We start from the raw sequence: 15,781 nt of genomic DNA on the forward strand, positions 1-15,781 counted from the left end.
CACCGGCAGGGCTTGCCCAGGCCCGGCGGCTGGGCGAACATGCAGCGCACAACCCCGCTGCGTGCCGTGAATCCCACCGCCGACGTCCCGCTCCACCTGTCGCCCGACCTGCGCGATGCGCCCGTGATGGACCGCATGTGCTCGCGCTTCGTGCTGGCGCTCACGATGCGCAACGCGGGCCGCTTCAACCTGCGGCGCGACTGGAACAGCCTGCTGTCGCTTACCGGCCGCCACCTGGCCTGGCCCGAGCCGGTCCTGCGCCGGCTGCGCGCCTTCCTCGCCCAGCGCTGCCAGAACAACGAGCACTGGCGTGGCCACGAGGCCCTGGGCGACGACGCCTTCCTGCAGCGCCACGGCCACTGGCGCGGGCCGTATGAGGAAGGCACGGTCTTCTTCTACATCGACGAATACATCAAGGACGCGCCGAAGGACTTGCTGACGGTGCTGGCTGCCACCTCGCAGTGGCTGGAGCGCAGCCTGAAGAAGGAGCTGACCCTCGTCGAGAAGAACATCGACGCGCTGGCCGGCCTGCTGCAGCTCAATGCGGCCGAGCGCGCGCTGCTGCTGTACGGCACGCTGGCCCGCTACCAGCGCGACCTGCGCGGCCTGCTGGTGGAGTTCAAGGTGTCCAGCGCGCAGGAGGCCTATGCCGCCATTGCCGACGTGGCCGGCGTGGACCAGCGCGACGTGGCCGAGGCCCTGCGCGCCGGATCGCGGCTCGAGCGCATCGGCATGGTGGAGAACCTCATCTCCGAGCACAACATCACCGACCTGGCCGACCTGATGAAGGTCAGCGACCAGCTGCCGCCGGTGCTGATGCGCGAGTACCCCGGCCCCAACGACCTGATGGCCGTGTTCACCCGCCCGGCGCATGCCAGCGAGCTGCAGCCGGCCGACTTCCAGTTCGTCGGCGACGACCTGGCCGTGCTGGCCGGCCTGCTGCGCAATGCGGTGCAGCGCAAGGCGCCCGGCGTCAACGTGCTGCTGTACGGCCCGCCCGGCACCGGCAAGACGGAGCTGGCCAAGGTGGCCGCGCAGTCGGCCGGCCTCACGCTGTACGAGGTGGAGTACGCCGACCGCGACGGCAACTCGCTGTCGGGCCGCGACCGCTACCGCTCGCTGCAGATCAGCCAGGTGTTCCTCAAGACCAGCCCGCAGGTGGCCTTGCTGTTCGACGAGGTGGAGGACGTGTTCCCGCCGCTGTCCACCGACACCGCGCAGCTGATGGCCCGGCTGGACAGCAGCGACGCGCCCAGCGGCAGCGTCAGCGGCAAGGCCTGGGTCAACCAGATCCTCGAGACCAATCCGGTGCCGGTGATCTGGGTCACCAACCGCATCGAGCAGATCGACCCCGCCTTCCGCCGCCGCTTCCAGTACCACCTGGAGCTGAAGTCGCCGCCGCCCGGCGCGCGCGAGGCGCTGGTCACCCGCGCGCTGGCCGAGGTGCCGGTGCGCGCGGGCTTCGCGGCGCGGCTGGCCGAGCGCCGCGGCCTCACGCCGGCGCAGATCCGCACCGCGGTGCGCTTCGCGCGGCTGGCGCAGGCGCCCGATGCGGACGGCGCGGCCATCGAGAGCCTGATCGAGCGCCAGCTGGGCAATGCCGACAAGGCGCTGGGCCAGAGCGGCAGCCAGCGGCCGGCGCGGCCGGTGGTCACGCAGTACGACCTGTCGCTGCTGAACGTGGAAACCCGCTTCGAGCTGCCGCGCATCATCGAATCGCTCGGCCGCCGCGGCCACGGCACGCTGTGCTTCCACGGTGCGCCGGGCACCGGCAAGACGGCGCTGGCCGAGCACATCGCCCAATCGCTGCAGCGGCCGCTGATGGTGCGCCAGGCCAGCGACCTGGTGAGCAAGTTCGTCGGCGAGACCGAGCAGAACATGGCCCGCATGTTCGAGGAAGCCACCGCCGAGGGCGCGGTGCTGCTGCTGGACGAGGCCGACAGCTTCCTGCGCAGCCGCCAGCGCGCCGAGCGCACCTACGAGGTGACCGAGGTCAACGAGATGCTGCAGTGCATGGAGCGTTTCGCCGAGATCTTCATCTGCACCACCAACCTGTTCGACGAGCTGGACGAAGCCGCGCTGCGCCGCTTCACCTTCAAGATCCGCTTCAACCCGCTGACGCCGGCGCAGCGGCTGCGCATGTTCGCGGCCGAGGCGCTGGGCGGCGAGGAGGCGGCGCTGCAGCCGGAGCACCGGCAGCGGCTGCTGCAGCTGGACCAGCTTACGCCCGGCGACTTCGCCGCGGTGCAGCGCCAGGCCGAGGTGCTGGGCGACGTGTTCGATGCCGACGGCTTCCTGGCCCAGCTGGAAGGCGAGCACCGCGCCAAGCCGCTGGTGCGCCAGCGCCGCGGCATGGGCTTCGTGCGGTAGCGGCCCGATAGCTCAAGCGTCGGCAGCAATGGCCGACAACGGAAGGTCACGGGTGGCGGCTCCACTCGACCAGCCACAGTACCCCGCATGGAAGTTACATCGATGGCCCTGCGCTACGACCCGCTCGTCGTCGCGCTGTCCTACCTGATCGCCACCCTGGCGTCCTTCGTGGCGCTGAACCTGGCCCACCGCGTGCGCGCCGAAGACCGGTTGATGGCGGCCAGCTGGTGGATCGGCGGATCGCTGGCCATGGGCTGCGGCATCTGGTCCATGCACTTCGTGGGCATGCTGGCGGTGCAGATGCCGATCGAGATCGGCTACGAAGTGGGCCGCACGCTGCTGTCCTGGGTTGCCGCGGTGGCTTCGTCGGCCATGGCGCTGGGCATCGCCTCGCGGGCGGAACTGCGCTGGTCCACCCTGGCCGGCGGCGCGCTGGCCATCGGGCTGGGCATCTGCGCCATGCACTACACCGGCATGTCGGCGCTGCAGATGGCGCCGGGCATCCAGTGGCACTGGCCCACGGTGGCCGCTTCCGCCGCGGTGGCGGTGGCTGCCTCGGCCGCGGCGCTGCTCATCTTCTTCTGGCTGCGCCGGCTGAGCGGCTCGGCCGCGCGCGCCGGCCAGACGCTGGCCGCCCTGGTGATGGGCGCGGCCATCTGCGGCATGCACTACACCGGCATGGCCGCCGCGTCCTTCGCCGAGGGCTCGGTATGCCTGAGCGCCAACGGCCTGCGCGGCGACAGCCTGGGCATGCTGGTGTCGGTGGCCGCGGTGACGCTGCTGCTGCTGACGCTGTTCACTTCCTTGCTGGATGCGCGGCTGCAGGGCCGGGCACAGCTGCTGGCGCAATCGCTGCAGGCGGCCAACGACGAGCTGCACCAGCTGGCCTTCCGCGACGCGCTCACCGGCCTGCCCAACCGCCTGCTGTTCGACGACCGCGTGGCGCAGGCTGTGCAGCGCACCGGCCGCGACGGCAGCACGCTGGCGGTGCTGTTCGTCGACCTCGACGGCTTCAAGCCGATCAACGATTCCTTCGGCCATGCCTTCGGCGACCTGGTGCTGCGCGAGATGGCGCAGCGCCTGGCCGCCGAGGCCCGCGCCAGCGACACCGTGGCCCGCGTGGGGGGCGACGAGTTCGTGCTGCTGCTGCAGGGCGTGCGCAACGAGGCCGCGGTGGCCCAGGCGGCGCAGCGCATCATCGACGCGCTGTCGCGGCCGGTGACGGTGCAGGAACGCGAGGTGGCGCTGTCGTGCTCGGTGGGCATCGCGGTGCATGGCAGCGGTGGCGAACGCGGCAAGCTCATGGCCAATGCCGATGCCGCGATGTACGCCGCCAAGCGCGCCGGTGGCCGCGGCTATGCCTTCTTCGAGCCGCACATGGACGCCCATGTGCGCGAGCAGGTGGAGCTGCAGCGCGACCTGCGCCTGGCGCTGGAGCGCGGCGAGCTGGAGCTGCACTACCAGCCCAAGGTGTCGGGCGACGGCAGCGTGATCACCGGTGCCGAGGCGCTGGCACGCTGGCGCCATCCGCGGCGCGGGCTGGTGAGCCCGGCGGTGTTCATCCCGGTGGCCGAGCGCTTCGGCCTCATCGGCGCGCTGGGCGACTGGGTGATCGAGCGCGCCTGCCGCCAGGTGCGCCAGTGGCTGGACGAAGGCCTGCGTGTGCGCGTGGCCATCAACCTGTCGGTCTATCAGCTGCGGCAGGACGACCTGGTGGATCGGGTACAGCGTGCCATCGACGAGCACCGCATCGATGCCACGCTGCTCACCTTCGAGATCACCGAGTCGGTGGCGATGGAAGACGCCGAGAGCACCCTGCGCACCTTCGAGCGCCTGGCCTGCATCGGCGTGCAGATGTCGATCGACGACTTCGGCACGGGTTATTCCAGCCTGTCCTACCTGCGCAGGCTGCAGGCGCGGCAGCTCAAGATCGACCGCGCCTTCGTGCGCGACCTGGAGACCAGCGCCGATGCCCGCGCCATCGTGGAAGCGGTGGTGCGACTGGCCCATGCGCTGGGCCTGAACGTGGTGGCCGAAGGCGTGGAAACCCCGGGCCAGCGCGACGTTCTGCATGCGCTGGGCTGCGACGAGCTGCAGGGCTTCCTGTTCGCCAAGCCGATGCTGCCGCACCTGATGGCGCTGTGGGCCGACGGCGTGGGCCGGCCCGAGTCGCTCACCTTCGGCGATTCCGCCTACGTCGCCGTGGATGAAGCGCCGTCCCTAGAATCGGGCGCATGAACTACACCCGCGCCGCCGAACTGCCCGAGCTGCTGAAGCAACGCATCGTCGTCATCGACGGTGCCATGGGCACGATGATCCAGCGGTACAAGCTGACGGAAGCCGACTTCCGCGGCGAGCGACTGAAGGACCATCCGAAGGACCTGAAGGGCAACAACGACCTGCTGGTGCTGACGCGGCCCGACGTGATCCGCGAGATCCACGACCAGTACCTGGCGGCCGGGGCCGACCTGATCGAGACCAACACCTTCGGCGCCACTTCCATCGCGCAGGAGGACTACGGCCTGCAGGACCTGGCGTACGAGATGAACGTGGCCGCCGCCCGCATCGCTCGCGAAGCCTGCGACGCGGCCAGCACGCCCGACAAGCCGCGCTTCGTGGCCGGCGCGCTGGGCCCCACGCCGCGCACCGCCAGCATCAGCCCCGACGTCAACGACCCGGCGGCGCGCAACGTCACCTTCGAAGCCCTGCGCGCGGCCTACTACGAGCAGGCCCAGGGCCTGCTGGACGGCGGCTGCGACCTGTTCCTGGTCGAGACCATCTTCGACACGCTGAACGCCAAGGCGGCGATCTTCGCGCTGGACGAGCTGATGGAAGCCACCGGCGAGCGGCTGCCGGTGATCATCAGCGGCACCGTCACCGACGCCTCCGGCCGCATCCTGTCGGGCCAGACGGTCACGGCCTTCTGGCACTCGGTGCGGCATGCCAAGCCGCTGGCGGTGGGCCTGAACTGCGCGCTGGGCGCGGCGCTGATGCGCCCCTACATCGAGGAACTGGGCAAGGCGGCGCCGGACACCGCCATCTCCTGCTACCCGAACGCCGGCCTGCCCAATCCGATGAGCGACACCGGCTTCGACGAGACGCCCGACGTCACCGGCGGGTTGATGGAAGAGTTCGCAAGGAGCGGCTTCCTGAACATCGTGGGCGGCTGCTGCGGCACCACGCCCGACCACATCGCCGCCATCGCGCAGCGGGTGTCGGCCTACCGGCCGCGCAGCCGGCGCGATCCGCTGTTCAGCGGCCTGGTGCAAGCCGAGGCGGCCGAAGCCGCCTGATCCGCATCGGCCGGCCGGCCGGGCTCAGGCGCCGGCGGCCGGATTGACGCGCAGCCGCAGGCCGACCACCGGCCCATCGGCCGCCGCGGGCGCGATGCGGCCGGCGTCCACGCCGCGGCCGGTCAGGTGGCGCGTCATCGACTCCACCCGGCGCCGTCCCAGCCCGGCCTCGCCCCCGCGGGAGGCGCCACCGTCAGCACCAGCAGGTCGCGCCGGCGCATGCTTTCCGCCACCCGGTCCAGCACCGCGGCCAGCGCCGGTTTGACGGCCGCCTGGCCGGCATCGAAGGCAAAGGCATCCGGCACGTCCACCCGCAGCGCGCCGCTGCGCTCCTGCGCAATCGCCACCGGCGTGCCGCTGAACCATTGCTGCAGCCATTGCTGCTCGGCCATCAGGGCCGCCGGTGCGGCGGCTCGGCGGTCGGCCTCGCTGCCGGCAGGCGTGCTGCCGGCGCTGCCACCTTGCGGACCGGTGGCGCAGCCGGACGCCAGCAGCGCGGCGGCCACGCAGGCGGCAGCCGCGGTGCGGCGGGACATGGGGCGAGGGGAGTGCGTGAACATCGTGGTCATCGCCCGATTGCAGCGCGGCCCGCGGGCCCGGACGCGCTGCGCCATGTAAGCGGTGTTGCGGGCGGTGAACCGCGCCGTCAGCCGCCGGTGCCGCCGTTGATCACCAGCCGCACCGGCGCGCCGGGCAGGCCATCGGCCTCGGTGATGCGGGTGGGCGAGATGGCGGCGCTGTAGAAGTGCTCGCGCACGCGGGTGCTGCGCTCACGCGCCAGCGAGCCGGGGCCGCCCGATTCGGCCGGCGCCTCGATGCGCATCTGCAGGCTGGGCTGGCGCTCCAGGCTGCTGCGCACGCGGGTGAGCACCGCGGCCAGCGGCGGCTTGACGGCCGAGGCGCCCACGTCGAAGCAGAACTCGGCCGGCACTTCCACCAGCAGCGTGCCGTCGCCCTGCGGCGCGATCACCACCGGCGTGCCCTCGAACCACTGCTGCAGCCAGCGCTGTTCGGTCATCAGCGGCCCGTTTTCGGGCGGCAGCAGCGGCACGCCCGGCTGCGTCTGGGTGGTGGTGGAAGGCGGTGCGGCTTCCGATGCCGGCGGGGCCGGCGGCAGCGCGGCCTCGGCCGAAGGCGCCACCGGCATCGGCGTGGCCGCGGGGGCAAGGGCAGGGGCGGCGGGGGCTCGGGCAGCGGCGGCGGCGGCACCGTCATGCGGGGCGTGGGCTGGTCCAGCGGCACCCGGGTGCCGCAGCCTGCCAGCACGGCGGCTGCCAGCAGCGCCATACCGACCGGGGTTGATCGATTCCACCACTGCATCGCGTCATCTCCTGCTGAAGTTCATGTGCTTGGACCATTGTGCAGGCGGGGCAGGCCGGGTCGCTAAAATCGCGCCCCTGTCCGAGGAGCGTTGCGACGGCCACACCGGCTGCCAGGCTCGGACACCGGCCCTTCCGCCGTGTGCAACCACGCTCACCCGGCACGGACGACGTTGCGGGTGGGCCGCAGCCGACTCGCCGTGCCGGATTCCTGGATTCCGCCATGTCCGACGCTAGCCTGCCCCACCGCCCCCAACCCGCCCCGCTGCGCCTGGCCGGCCTCGAGCCCGTGACCATCGGCGCAGGCTCGTTGTTCGTGAACATCGGCGAGCGCACCAACGTCACGGGCTCCAAGGCCTTCGCCCGCATGATCCTCAACGGGCAGTTCGAGGACGCCCTGGCCGTGGCCCGCCAGCAGGTGGAAAACGGCGCCCAGGTGATCGACGTGAACATGGACGAGGCGATGCTCGATTCGCAGGCGGCGATGGTGCGCTTCCTGCACCTGATCGCCAGCGAGCCCGAGATCGCACGGGTGCCGATCATGGTCGATTCGTCCAAGTGGTCGGTGATCGAGGCCGGGCTGCAGTGCATCCAGGGCAAGGGCATCGTCAACAGCATCTCGTTGAAGGAAGGCGAGACGGAGTTCAAGCGGCAGGCCAACCTGGTGCGCCGCTACGGCGCGGCCGCGGTGGTGATGGCCTTCGACGAGAAGGGCCAGGCCGACACCTACCAGCGGAAGATCGAGATCTGCGAGCGCGCCTACCGCATGCTGGTGGACGAGGTGGGCTTCCCGCCCGAGGACATCATCTTCGACCCCAACATCTTCGCCATCGCCACCGGCATCGAGGAACACGACAACTACGCGGTCGACTTCATCAACGCCACCCGCTGGATCAAGCAGAACCTGCCGGGCGCGAAGGTGTCGGGCGGCGTCAGCAACGTGAGCTTCAGCTTCCGCGGCAACGACCCGGTGCGCGAGGCCATCCACACCGTGTTCCTGTACCACGCCATCCAGGCGGGCATGGACATGGGCATCGTCAACGCCGGCATGGTGGGCGTGTACGACGACCTGGAGCCGGTGCTGCGAGAGCGCGTGGAAGACGTGGTGCTGAACCGCCGGCCCGATGCGGGCGAGCGGCTGGTGGAGATCGCCGAATCGGCCAAGGGCGCGGCCAAGGACGACTCCGCCCGCCTGGCCTGGCGCACGCTGCCGGTGGCCGAGCGGCTGTCGCATGCGCTGGTGCACGGCATCACCGAGTTCATCGTCGACGACACCGAGGAGGTGTGGCAGCAGATCCGCGCCGACGGCGGCCGGCCGCTGCACGTGATCGAAGGCCCGCTGATGGCCGGCATGAACGTGGTGGGCGACCTGTTCGGCGCCGGCAAGATGTTCCTGCCGCAGGTGGTCAAGAGCGCGCGGGTGATGAAGCAGGCCGTGGCCCACCTGCTGCCCTACATCGAGGAAGAAAAGCGCCTGCTGGTGGAAGCGGGCGGCGACGCCAAGCCCAAGGGCAAGATCGTCATCGCCACCGTCAAGGGCGACGTGCATGACATCGGCAAGAACATCGTCACCGTGGTGCTCCAGTGCAACAACTACGAGGTGGTGAACATGGGCGTGATGGTGCCTTGCCAGGAGATCCTGGCGAAGGCCCGCGAGGAGGGCGCCGACATCATCGGCCTGTCCGGCCTCATCACGCCCAGCCTGGAGGAGATGCAGTACGTGGCCGCCGAGATGCAGCGCGACGACTTCTTCCGCAGCAAGAAGGTGCCGCTGCTGATCGGCGGCGCCACCACCAGCCGCGTGCACACCGCGGTGAAGATCGCGCCGCACTACGAAGGCCCGGTGGTGTACGTGCCCGATGCCTCGCGCAGCGTGGGCGTGTGCTCGGAGCTGCTGTCGGACGAGCGCGCCGCCAAGTTCATCGACGACATCACCGCCGACTACGCCAAGGTGCGCGAGCAGCACGCCAACAAGAAGGCCACGCCGCTGGTGACGCTGGCCGAGGCGCGCGCCAACAAGACGCCGGTGGACTGGGCCGGCTTCACGCCGGTCAAGCCGCGCTTCATCGGCCGCCGCGTGTTCCGCAACTACGACCTGGCCGAGCTGGCCGCCTGCATCGACTGGACGCCCTTCTTCCAGACCTGGGACCTGGCCGGCCGCTTCCCCGAGATCCTGCGCGACGAGGTGGTGGGCGACTCGGCCACGCGGGTGTTCAGCGACGGCAAGCGCATGCTGCAGCGGCTGATCGAGGGCCGCTGGCTGCAGTGCCATGGCGTGATCGGCCTGTATCCGGCCAACACGGTGAACGACGACGACATCGAGATCTACGCCGACGAATCGCGCACCGAGGTGCTGATGACCTGGCGCGGGCTGCGCATGCAGAGCGTGCGGCCGGTGGTCGACGGCGTGAAGCGGCCCAACCGCTGCCTGGCCGACTACGTGGCGCCCAAGGGCACGAAGCCGGACTACGTCGGCCTGTTCGCGGTGAGCGCGCAGGGCGTGGAGAAGAAGGAGAAGCAGTTCCTCGACGACCACGACGACTACTCGGCCATCATGCTCAAGGCGCTGGCCGACCGCTTTGCCGAGGCCTTCGCCGAGCGGCTGCACCAGCGGGTGCGCACCGACTTCTGGGGCTATGCGGCCGACGAGGCGCTGAGCAACGAGGAGCTGATCGCCGAGAAGTACCGCGGCATCCGCCCCGCGCCGGGCTACCCGGCCTGCCCCGACCACCTGCCCAAGCGCGACATGTTCCGCGTGCTGGACGCGGCCGACGTCGGCATGGAGCTGACCGAGAGCCTGGCGATGAAGCCGGCGGCCAGCGTCAGCGGCTTCTACCTGGCGCATCCGCAGGCCACGTACTTCAACGTCGGCAAGATCGGCGACGACCAGCTGGCCGACTGGCAGGCCCGCAACGCGCTGGACGAGCGCGACGCCCGCCGGGCGCTGGCGCCGCTGCTGGGGTAGCGGCCGGCTACTCCGGCCTTCCGACGCGTTCTGTTGCAACTCCGCCGAAGCCCCGGCGCTTCCGGCGTTCAGCCCGCTTCGGCGCCTTGCCAGCCCTGCCGATAAGCCTCTGAGACACGCAGGCCAGTGCCTGCTCAGGGGCGATGGTGAACGAGGTATCGACGACGGCGCTGCGCCGTCCGTGGTTCCAACGCGGCATGCGGTGGGTGGCAGTGGCGGCAACCGCCGGCTTGGTGGCGGCTTGCGGTGGCGGCGGTGGCGGCTCCGGCGGCGGCGAGACGGCCGTCGGTTCGGGCGCCTCGCCCGCCGTGGGGGCCGACAGCGGCCCGCCCGCCGGCAATGCGCCCGCCACCGGCGGCGGCGTGGCTGCGCCGGCACCGACCGGACCTTCCCTGGAGGCCTCCACCCCGTCTGGCACGCCCACGCGTGCCGATGCGGTGCGCTTCCTGACCCAGGCCACCTTCGGGGCCACGCCGGCCGACATCGAGCGTGTGCTGGCCCTGGGCTACCAGGGTTGGCTGGACGAGCAGTTCGCCCGCCCAGGCGGCTCGCTGCGCAGCAGCTGGGACGCCGCCCACGCCGCCATCCAGGCGGCCGATGCCACCAAGTCGGCCGGCCAGCGCGAGGTGCTGGACGCCTTCTACCGCGAGGCGGTGACCACCGACGCCCAGCTGCGCATGCGCGTGGCCTTCGCGCTGTCGGAGATCTTCGTCGTCTCGTTCCAGAACGACGCCGTCACCAACAACACCCGCGCCGTCGCGGCCTACATGGACATGCTGCGCGGCAACGCCTTCGGCAGCTACCGCCAGGTGCTGGAAGGCGTGGCGCTGCATCCGGCGATGGGGCTGTACCTCTCGCACCTGCGCAACCAGAAGGAGAACGTCGCGGCGGGTCGCGTGCCCGACGAGAACTTCGCGCGCGAGGTGATGCAGCTGTTCTCCATCGGCCTGCACCAGCTCAACGCCGACGGCAGCCGCAAGCTCGACGGCAACGGCGCGCCGATCGCCACCTACACCCACGACGACATCGCCGGCCTGGCCAAGGTGTTCACCGGTTTCAGCTACGCCGGCCCGGACACCCACAACAACCGCTTCTGGGGCGCGACTGGTTACCAGGACCCCGACCGCCTGTGGAAGCCGATGCAGGGCTATCCGCAGTTCCATTCGGTGAGCGAGAAGCGCTTCCTCGGCGCCGTGGTGCCGGCCCAGGGCACGGCGCAGCCGGCCGCCAGCCTGAAGGCGGCGCTGGACACGCTGGCCGCGCACCCCAATGTCGGCCCCTTCATCGGCCGCCAGCTCATCCAGCGCCTGGTGACCAGCCATCCCAGCCCGGCCTACGTGGGCCGCGTGTCGGCGGCGTTCACCGGCTCGGGCGGCGACCTGAAGGCGACCGTCAAGGCCATCCTGCTGGACAGCGAGGCCCGCGGCAGCGCGGCGCTGGCCGATCCCGCCTTCGGCAAGCTGCGCGAGCCGGTGCTGCGCCTGACGGCCACGCTGCGTGCGCTGGGCGCCACCTCCGATTCGGGCAGCTGGCTCATCAGCAACACCGACGACGCCGCCACCGCGCTGGGCCAGACGCCGCTGCGCTCGCCGTCGGTCTTCAACTTCTTCCGTCCGGGCTATGTGGCGCCGGGCACGCTGTCCGGCGCCGCCGGCATGACCACGCCGGAACTGCAGCTCACCCATGAATCGTCGGTGGCCGGCTACGCCAACTACATGCGCGGTGGCGTGCAGTCGGGCTGGGGCATGCAGGGCCTGGACGGCAAGGCCGCCCGCCGCGACGTGCAGGTGGACCTCAGCGGCGAGGAGGCCGTGGCCGACCGCCCCGATGAACTGGTCGACCGCGTGGCCACCCGCCTGATGGGCGCCGCCGCGCCCGCCGCCCTGCGCGGCGAGCTGCTGACCGCCGTGCAGTCGGTGGCCATCCCCGCCGCCCGCGCCGACGGCAGCAATGCCACCCAGATCGCCAACGCCCGACGCAACCGCGCGCTCATCGCCACCTTCCTGGTGCTGGTGTCCCCCGAATTCCTCGTGCAGAAATGACCATGGACCGCTCCGTGAACGCTTCCCGCCGCGCCTTCCTGCAACGGGCGGCCGCGCTCTCCTCCCTGGGTGCCGCCGCCACGCCGCTGGCGCTCAACCTGGCCGCGATGGGCACTGCCAGCGCGCAGACCGCCGGCGACTACAAGGCGCTGGTGTGCGTCTTCCTCAACGGCGGCAACGACGCCTTCAACATGGTGCTGCCCACCGACGCCGCTTCCTGGCAGGCGTACACCACGGTGCGCAACCAGGCGCCCGACCCGATCAACCTGCGCGCGGCCGGCACCGCGCCGGTGGCCACCGCCGCCATCGGCTCGCCCGACCGGCTGGGCGGCGTGCTGGCGCTCGACCCGGTGAACGCACAAGGCCGCAGCTTCGCGCTGCATCCGCTGATGACCGGCGCGCGCGACCTGTTCGCCGCCGGCCGGCTGGCGGTGCTGCCCAACATCGGCCCGCTGGTGCGCCCGACCACGCGCGCCGACTACAACACCGCCTCGTTCCCGCGGCCGGCCAGCCTGTTCTCGCACAACGACCAGCAGGCCGCATGGCAGACGCTGGGCGCCGAAGGCAGCACCGCGGGCTGGGGCGGCCGCATGGGCGACCTGCTGATGTCCGCCAACAGCGGCGCCACCTTCACCTCCATCTCCGCCGCCGGCAGCGCCGTGTGGCTGGCCGGCCGCAGCGTGCTGCAGTACCAGGTGTCGGCCGGCAGCGGCGCCATGCGCATCGGCGGGCAGGGCGCCACCACGCTGTTCGGCAGCGCGGTGGCGATGAACGGCATGCGCAACGTGATGCGCAACGCCCGCACCAGCGACCTGCTGGCCCGTGACCATGCGGCCATCGTCGGCCGCTCGATCGATGCCGAGCAGCTGGTCTCCGCCGCGCTGCCGGCCGCCAACCAGGCGCCGTACGACGCACCGGGTGCGACCGCCGGCGTGGCGACCTCGCAGCTCTGGTACGACACGGTGAACGGCAGCCGCGCGCTCAACCCGCTGGCGCAGCAGCTGCAGGTGGTGGCCCGCCTGATGGCGGCGCGCGACACGCTGGGCGTGCGCCGCCAGGTGTTCTTCGTCAACCTGGGCGGCTTCGACACCCACGATGCGCAGAACCGTGTCCATGGTGACCTGATGGCGCGGCTGTCGCACGCGCTGGCGTACTTCGACGGCGTGCTCGGCGCGATGGGCCTGCGCGAGAGCGTCACCACCTTCACCGCCAGCGACTTCGGCCGCAGCTTCACCAGCAATGGCGACGGCACCGACCATGGCTGGGGCGCGCACCACTTCGTGCTCGGCGGTGCGGTGCGCGGCCGCGACCTGTACGGCACCTTCCCGCAGCTGGGCCTGCCCGACGGCCGGGGCGGCTTCAACAGCCCCGACCAGATCGCCAACGGCGCCCTGCTGCCCACCACGTCGGTGGAGCAGCTCGGCGGCACCCTGGGCCGCTGGTTCGGCCTGTCGGACGGTCAGCTGATGGACGTGTTCCCCAACCTGGCGAACTTCGACGCCAGCAAGCGCAACCTGGGTTTCATGGCCTGACGGCCACGGGCTCAGCGCCCCACCACCGACGTCCGGTACTGCAGCGCCTCGGCCATCTCCGCCACGCCGATCGCGTCGGCCCCTGCCAGGTCGGCCAGCGTGCGGGCCACGCGCAGGCTGCGGTGCAGGCCGCGGCCGGACCAGCCCAGGCGCTCGGCGGCGCGCTGCAGCAGCGCGGCTGCGGCGGCGTCGGGCTGGCAGTGCAGCGGCACGTCGGCGGCTTCCAGCTCGGCGTTGATGCGTCCCTGCCGGCGCAGCTGCCGCTCGCGCGCCAGCGCGACCCGCGCGGCCACGGCGGCGCTGGGCTCGCCCTCCGGCGCGCGCATCAGCTCGGCCGGCGCCATGGTGGGTACCTCCACCTGCAGGTCGATGCGGTCCAGCAGCGGGCCGGACAGCCGGCCCTGGTAGCGCGCCACCTGGTCGGGCGTGCAGCGGCACTGCCGCAGCTGCCCCGCCGGCGTGCCGAGAAAGCCGCAGGGGCAGGGGTTCATCGCCGCCACCAGTTGGAACCGGGCGGGGTAGGTAGCCTGCCGCGCCGCGCGCGACAGGGTGATACGGCCGGTTTCCAGCGGCTCGCGCAACGCTTCCAGCGCCAGGCGCGGGAACTCCGGCAGTTCATCCAGGAACAGCACGCCCCCGTGCGCCAGCGAAATCTCTCCTGGCCGCGGTGGTGATCCGCCGCCCACCAGGGCCGCCGCACTGGCCGAATGGTGCGGCGCACGCACCGGCCGCACCCGCCAGCGCGCCAGGTCGAAACCCTTGCTGCCCAGGCTGGCGATCGCCGCGCTGGCCAGCGCCTCGTCCTCGTCCATCGGCGGCAGCAGGCCGGGCAGCCGCTGCGCCAGCATCGACTTGCCGGTGCCCGGCGCGCCGATCATCAACAGGCTGTGGCCGCCGGCGGCCGCCACCTCCAGCACCCGTTTGGCCGCCGCCTGCCCACGCACGTCGCGCAGGTCGGGCCCGGGCGACGCGGGGCCCGGCGGGCTGCGTTCGGCGCGTGGCAGCGGCTGGGCCTCGTCACCGGGCTGCAACGCGCCCACGACGTCCATCAGGTGGCGTGCGCCATGCAGCACCACGCCGTCCACCAGCGCCGCCTGCTGCGCGCTCTCCCAGGGCAGCACCAGCGCCCGCTGCGCGCCGGCCCGGCGGGCGGCGAAGGCCAGCGCGATGGCGCCACGCACCGGCCGCAGCTCGCCGGCCAGCGACAGCTCGCCGGCGAACTCGTAGCGCGCCAGCCGGGCAGCGTCGATCTGCTCGTTGGCCGCCAGGATGCCCAGTGCGATCGGCAGGTCGAAACGGCCGGACTCCTTCGGCAGGTCGGCCGGCGCCAGGCTGACCGTGATGCGCTTGTTATGCGGAAAGCCCAGTCCGCTGTGCGCCAGGGCGGCGCGCACCCGCTCGCGCGCCTCCTTCACCTCGGTGTCGGCCAGGCCCACCAGCGTGAGGGCCGGCAGGCCATTGGCCAGGTGCACTTCCACCTGCACGGCGGGGGCGTCGAGCCCGTCGAGCGCACGGCTCGCAACGATGGCCAGCGTCATGCCGGACCTCCTTGGCGGGGTTGCAACAGGTGTCCGAACGGCGACGCGGCCATTCTCCAATGGTCCGCCGGCCCTCAAACGCCAGAACAACTGGCACCGCAACGGTGCACTTTCGGCGCATTCACCCGTCTGGTGCGGCCGGCGCTGGCTGGTGGTGCGGTGTGCCGGCGGGTGCCCTGCGCTGGGGCGCGGGGGGCGAAACGGCTTGTTGGCACAAAAGCTGCAAAAAGTTGCTCAGTCGCTCGGCCGTCACCGGTCGGGGCTCTCTTCATCGCCGGTCTGCGGCGAGTTGTCCTGCTCGACCGGCGTCGTCATCGGCGTTCGGCACACCTTTTGATCCAACGGGAGAAAGCAACCATGAAGATGGTGACCGCCATCGTCAAGCCGTTCAAGCTCGACGAAGTGCGTGAGGCCTTGAGCGGCATTGGCGTTCAGGGCATCACGGTGACGGAAGTCAAGGGCTTCGGCCGCCAGAAGGGCCACACCGAGCTCTATCGGGGTGCCGAGTACGTCGTCGACTTCCTGCCCAAGGTGAAGATCGAGGCGGCGGTGGATGACGCCATCGTCGACCGGGTGATCGAGGCCATCGAGGCCTCGGCGCGCACCGGCAAGATCGGCGACGGGAAGATCTTCGTGTCGCCGCTGGAGCAGGTGGTGCGCATCCGCACCGGCGAGACCGGCAAGGACGCGCTCTGACGACGCCCAACACTAAAAGAAGCACC

Annotated in this window: 10 protein-coding genes and 1 riboswitch; of the genes, 7 read left to right on the plus strand and 3 right to left on the minus strand. The window is 71.5% G+C overall.

Translation table 11 applies throughout. From position 1 onward, the window contains the following. Positions 1-39: 39 nt before the first annotated feature. The 3 genes from LRS14_RS13840 (at position 40) to LRS14_RS13850 (ending at position 5,663) form a co-directional block, all read left to right on the plus strand. Positions 40-2,370 carry an ATP-binding protein gene (locus LRS14_RS13840; RefSeq protein ID WP_046113286.1) on the plus strand — a complete coding sequence of 777 codons (2,331 nt, stop codon included), beginning with the start codon at positions 40-42 and terminating at the stop codon, positions 2,368-2,370. A gap of 87 nt (positions 2,371-2,457) precedes the next feature. After that, positions 2,458-4,608 (plus strand): bifunctional diguanylate cyclase/phosphodiesterase, encoded by a 2,151-nt coding sequence (locus LRS14_RS13845; protein WP_257799915.1) that lies wholly within the window; start codon positions 2,458-2,460, stop codon positions 4,606-4,608. Further along, complete coding sequence (locus LRS14_RS13850; protein WP_046113288.1) at positions 4,605-5,663, plus strand: homocysteine S-methyltransferase family protein; 1,059 nt, start codon at positions 4,605-4,607, stop codon at positions 5,661-5,663. Before LRS14_RS13845 ends, LRS14_RS13850 begins: the two co-directional genes overlap by 4 nt. A 134-nt stretch (positions 5,664-5,797) precedes the next feature. On the opposite strand, the gene LRS14_RS13855 is transcribed toward LRS14_RS13850, so the two are convergent. Together LRS14_RS13855 and LRS14_RS13860 are read right to left on the minus strand one after the other, a co-directional pair. Continuing rightward, entirely contained in the window at positions 5,798-6,199 is a 402-nt protein-coding gene (locus LRS14_RS13855) for a hypothetical protein (RefSeq protein WP_257799916.1), read from the minus strand. Positions 6,200-6,309: 110 nt separating this feature from the next. Next, on the minus strand, positions 6,310-6,810 hold the full coding sequence (locus LRS14_RS13860; protein WP_083440558.1) for a hypothetical protein: 501 nt from the start codon (positions 6,808-6,810) through the stop codon (positions 6,310-6,312). 250 nt (positions 6,811-7,060) lie between these two features. After that, positions 7,061-7,145, plus strand: a riboswitch (S-adenosyl-L-homocysteine riboswitch). Between the two features lie 60 nt (positions 7,146-7,205). Here LRS14_RS13860 and metH point away from each other — a divergent pair. The 3 genes from metH to LRS14_RS13875 all read left to right on the plus strand — a co-directional run bounded on the left by metH (position 7,206) and on the right by LRS14_RS13875 (position 13,521). After that, complete coding sequence (metH, locus tag LRS14_RS13865) at positions 7,206-9,947, plus strand: methionine synthase (RefSeq protein ID WP_257799917.1); 2,742 nt, start codon at positions 7,206-7,208, stop codon at positions 9,945-9,947. Between the two features lie 197 nt (positions 9,948-10,144). After that, a complete protein-coding gene (locus LRS14_RS13870; protein ID WP_257799918.1) occupies positions 10,145-11,989 on the plus strand; it encodes a DUF1800 family protein in 1,845 nt (614 codons plus the stop codon). A 14-nt stretch (positions 11,990-12,003) separates the two neighbouring features. Beyond that, entirely contained in the window at positions 12,004-13,521 is a 1,518-nt protein-coding gene (locus tag LRS14_RS13875; RefSeq protein ID WP_310740828.1) for a DUF1501 domain-containing protein, read from the plus strand. 11 nt (positions 13,522-13,532) lie between these two features. On the opposite strand, the gene LRS14_RS13880 is transcribed toward LRS14_RS13875, so the two are convergent. Continuing rightward, positions 13,533-15,059 (minus strand): YifB family Mg chelatase-like AAA ATPase, encoded by a 1,527-nt coding sequence (locus LRS14_RS13880; RefSeq protein WP_257799919.1) that lies wholly within the window; start codon positions 15,057-15,059, stop codon positions 13,533-13,535. A gap of 357 nt (positions 15,060-15,416) precedes the next feature. Between LRS14_RS13880 and LRS14_RS13885 the strand changes: the two genes are divergently transcribed. Next, entirely contained in the window at positions 15,417-15,755 is a 339-nt protein-coding gene (locus tag LRS14_RS13885; protein ID WP_046113293.1) for a P-II family nitrogen regulator, read from the plus strand. The last annotated feature ends 26 nt before the right edge of the window (positions 15,756-15,781 follow it).

It is taken from the genome of Aquincola sp. J276 (assembly GCF_024700035.1).
In the GTDB taxonomy this organism is placed as follows: domain Bacteria; phylum Pseudomonadota; class Gammaproteobacteria; order Burkholderiales; family Burkholderiaceae_C; genus Aquincola; species Aquincola tertiaricarbonis.

Coding starts and splice junctions, on each gene's coding strand:
- metH (WP_257799917.1), top strand. CDS start 7,206: ATGTCCGACGCTAGCCTGCCCCACCGCCCCCAACCCGCCCCGCTGCGC.
- LRS14_RS13850 (WP_046113288.1), top strand. CDS start 4,605: ATGAACTACACCCGCGCCGCCGAACTGCCCGAGCTGCTGAAGCAACGC.
- LRS14_RS13845 (WP_257799915.1), top strand. CDS start 2,458: ATGGAAGTTACATCGATGGCCCTGCGCTACGACCCGCTCGTCGTCGCG.
- LRS14_RS13870 (WP_257799918.1), top strand. CDS start 10,145: ATGCGGTGGGTGGCAGTGGCGGCAACCGCCGGCTTGGTGGCGGCTTGC.
- LRS14_RS13855 (WP_257799916.1), bottom strand. CDS start 6,199: ATGTCCCGCCGCACCGCGGCTGCCGCCTGCGTGGCCGCCGCGCTGCTG.
- LRS14_RS13880 (WP_257799919.1), bottom strand. CDS start 15,059: ATGACGCTGGCCATCGTTGCGAGCCGTGCGCTCGACGGGCTCGACGCC.
- LRS14_RS13840 (WP_046113286.1), top strand. CDS start 40: ATGCAGCGCACAACCCCGCTGCGTGCCGTGAATCCCACCGCCGACGTC.
- LRS14_RS13885 (WP_046113293.1), top strand. CDS start 15,417: ATGAAGATGGTGACCGCCATCGTCAAGCCGTTCAAGCTCGACGAAGTG.
- LRS14_RS13860 (WP_083440558.1), bottom strand. CDS start 6,810: ATGCCGGTGGCGCCTTCGGCCGAGGCCGCGCTGCCGCCGGCCCCGCCG.